This is a genomic window from uncultured Flavonifractor sp., from assembly GCF_944387675.1.
In the GTDB taxonomy this organism is placed as follows: domain Bacteria; phylum Bacillota; class Clostridia; order Oscillospirales; family Oscillospiraceae; genus Flavonifractor.
In genome coordinates, this window is record NZ_CALXFV010000157.1 from 1 (window position 1) to 3,291 (window position 3,291).

At 62.7% G+C, this 3,291-nt stretch carries 2 protein-coding genes; both read left to right on the top strand.

Features of this window, described 5'->3' with window-relative positions; translation table 11 throughout:
* Positions 1 to 2,730: carbamoyl-phosphate synthase large subunit (gene carB / locus Q0J74_RS10890; RefSeq protein ID WP_297214525.1), on the top strand; the 2,730-nt coding region annotated here is incomplete at its 5' end.
* A 74-nt stretch (positions 2,731 to 2,804) separates the two neighbouring features.
* Positions 2,805 to 3,291: hypothetical protein (locus tag Q0J74_RS10895; RefSeq protein WP_297214527.1), on the top strand; the 487-nt coding region annotated here is incomplete at its 3' end.

Below are 3,291 nucleotides of genomic sequence, written 5' to 3' on the forward strand. Positions count from 1 at the left end.
GAGATCGCCGACCGGGGCATCCACCTGTCCCGGGTGGGCCAGGTGCTCATCGAGCGGTGCATCTCCGGCTGGAAGGAAATCGAGTTCGAGGTCATGCGGGACGGAGCGGGCAACGTGATCCAGATCTGCTCCATGGAGAATGTGGACCCGGTGGGGGTCCACACCGGCGACTCCATTGTGGTGGCCCCCACCCAGACCCTGGCCAACAAGGAGTTCCAGATGCTGCGCAAGGCGTCTCTGGACATCATCTCCGCCCTGGAGATTGAGGGCGGGTGCAACGTGCAGCTGGCCTTGAACCCGGACAGCTTTGAGTACGCCGTCATCGAGGTCAACCCCCGTGTCTCCCGCTCCTCCGCCCTGGCCTCCAAGGCCACCGGCTACCCCATCGCCAAGGTGGCGGCCAAGATCGCCCTGGGCTATACCCTGGACGAGATTCCAAACGCGGTAACCGGCAAGACCACCGCCTGCTTTGAGCCCACCCTGGACTACTGCGTGCTCAAAATTCCCCGCCTGCCCTTTGACAAGTTCACCACCGCCAGCCGCACCCTGGGTACCCAGATGAAGGCCACCGGCGAGGTGATGGCCATCGGCAACTCCTTCGAGGGGGCGCTGATGAAGGCCATCCGCTCCCTGGAGCTGCCGGTAAAGTCTCTGCGCCTGCCCGGCCTGGACGAGCTGTACACCGAGGAGATTGAGGACCGGCTGGTGAACATCGACGACCAGCGGCTCTTCGTGGTGGCGGAGGCCCTGCGCCGGGGCTTCTCCCCGGAGAAAATCAACAAGATCACCAAGTACGACCTGTGGTTTTTGGACCGGTTCCAGGCCATTGTGGACATGGAGGACCGGCTGGACCACGGCCGCCTGGACGAGATCACCCTCCGCACCGCCAAGGAGATGGGCTTCTCCGACGCCTGGATTGCCGCCCTGTCCGGCAAGGAGCGGGGGGAGATCAAGGCTCTGCGGGAATCCTTCGGCATCCGCCCCGCCTTCAAGATGGTGGATACCTGCGCCGCCGAGTTTGAGGCCCAGACCCCCTATTACTACTCCACCTACGACCAGGAGAACGAGGCCCTGGACGAGCTTAGCCTGCCCCAGGTGGGGGAGCTGGCGCCCCACATCCCAGAGGCCCCCTGGCTGTCCGCCGCCGCTGCCGAGCCCCACCGCAAGGCGGCCGGGGAGGAGAAGAAAAAGGTGCTGGTGCTGGGCTCCGGCCCCATCCGCATCGGCCAGGGCATCGAGTTTGACTACTGCTCGGTCCACTCGGTCTGGGCCTTCAAGCGCCTGGGCTACGAGACCATCATCATCAACAACAACCCCGAGACCGTGTCCACCGACTTCGACGTGGCGGACAAGCTGTATTTTGAGCCGCTTACCGCCGAGGATGTGGAGGCGGTGGTGGAGCTGGAGCGCCCCTGGGGCGCCGTGGTGCAGTTCGGCGGCCAGACCGCCATCAAGCTGGCCCAGGCCCTGACCAATATGGGAGTCCCCATCCTGGGTACCTCCGCCGATGGGGTGGACGCCGCTGAGGACCGGGAGCGGTTTGACGAGATTTTGAATCAGTGCGGCATTCCCCGGGCCGCAGGCAAGACGGTGTTCACCACCGAGCAGGCCCTGGCCGCCGCCCGCGAGGTAGGCTATCCCGTGCTGGTGCGCCCCTCCTACGTGCTGGGGGGCCAGGGTATGGAGATTGCCTACAACGACCGGAATATCACCGAATTTATGCGCATCATCAACCAGGTGGAGCAGGAGCACCCCATTCTGGTGGACAAGTACCTCATGGGCCGGGAGGTGGAGGTGGACGGCGTGTTCGACGGGGAGGACCTGCTCATCCCCGGCATCATGGAGCACATCGAGCGGGCCGGCGTCCACTCCGGCGACTCCATCTCCGTCTATCCTCCCATCCATATTGAGGACAAGCACAAGCAGACCATTCTCAAATACACCTACGATCTGTCCAAGGCCCTGGGGGTGGTGGGCCTGGTGAACATCCAGTTCGTCATCTATGACGACACGGTGTATGTCATCGAGGTCAACCCCCGCTCCTCCCGCACCATCCCCTACATCTCCAAGGTCACCGGGGTACCCATCATTGATCTGGCCACCAAGGTGATGCTGGGCGGGAGGCTGAAGGAGCTGGGCTACGGCACCGGCATCTATAGAGAGGCCGACTACTACGCCGTGAAGATGCCGGTGTTCTCCTTCGAGAAGCTCACCGACGTAGACACCGGCCTGGGTCCCGAGATGAAGTCCACCGGCGAGTGCCTGGGCCTGGCCGAATCCTTCCCCCAGGCCCTGCTGAAGGCATTCAAGGGGGCCAACATGAAGGTTCCCAAGAGCGGCGGGCGCATCATCGTCACCGTGAAGGATGAGGACAAGGGGGAACTGCTGGGCATCGCCCAGGGCTTTGCCGACATGGGCATTGAGATTCTTGCCACCAGCGGCACCTGCGATGCCCTCAACGCCGCCGGTATCCCCGCCCGGAAGGTGGCGCGGGTGTCCGAGGCCCATCCCAATATCCTGGACATGATCGCCTCCGGTACCGTGGATCTGGTCATCAACACCCCCACCCGGGGCCGCCGCCACGACACCGACGGCTTCAAGATCCGCCGCTCCGCCGTGGAGCACAGTGTGGCCTGCATCACTGCCATCGACACCGCCCGGGCCATGCTCACCGTCCGCACCCAGAGCCGGGCCTCCGACCTGCGGCCCATTGATATTACCCAGATCTAAATAAATGGGGAACTTCCTCCTTTCAAATTCGTCTGTTATAATACATAGGACAAAATTTGAAAGGAGGAGTTTTTATGCGCAGATGGTTGGCGATAGCCTTGGCGGCGGGCCTTTTGACGGTGGTACTGTCCGGGTGTGTCATGGAGGCGACCTCAGCGAAGCCGGTGATCTACCTCTATCCAGAGGAGGAGACCCGGGTGAACGTCAAGTTAGACTACGACGGTACCCTTACTTCAACCTATCCTCTCTACGGAGATGGCTGGACGGTGGATGCAGCCCCAGACGGCACCCTCACCGACCCTGCCACCGGGCGGCAGTACTATTGCCTGTTCTGGGAGGGCGTGGCAGACACAGCGTATGATTTCTCCACCGGGTTCTGCGTAACAGGAGCGGACACCGCTGCCTTTTTGGAGGGCGCTCTGGCTGACCTGGGCTTAACAGAAAAAGAGGCCAACGAGTTCATCATCTACTGGCTGCCCAGGATGGAGGGAAATGCCTGGAACCTGATCTCCTTCCAGCAGGAGGCCCACATCGACACCGCCGTGCTGACCATGGATCCGG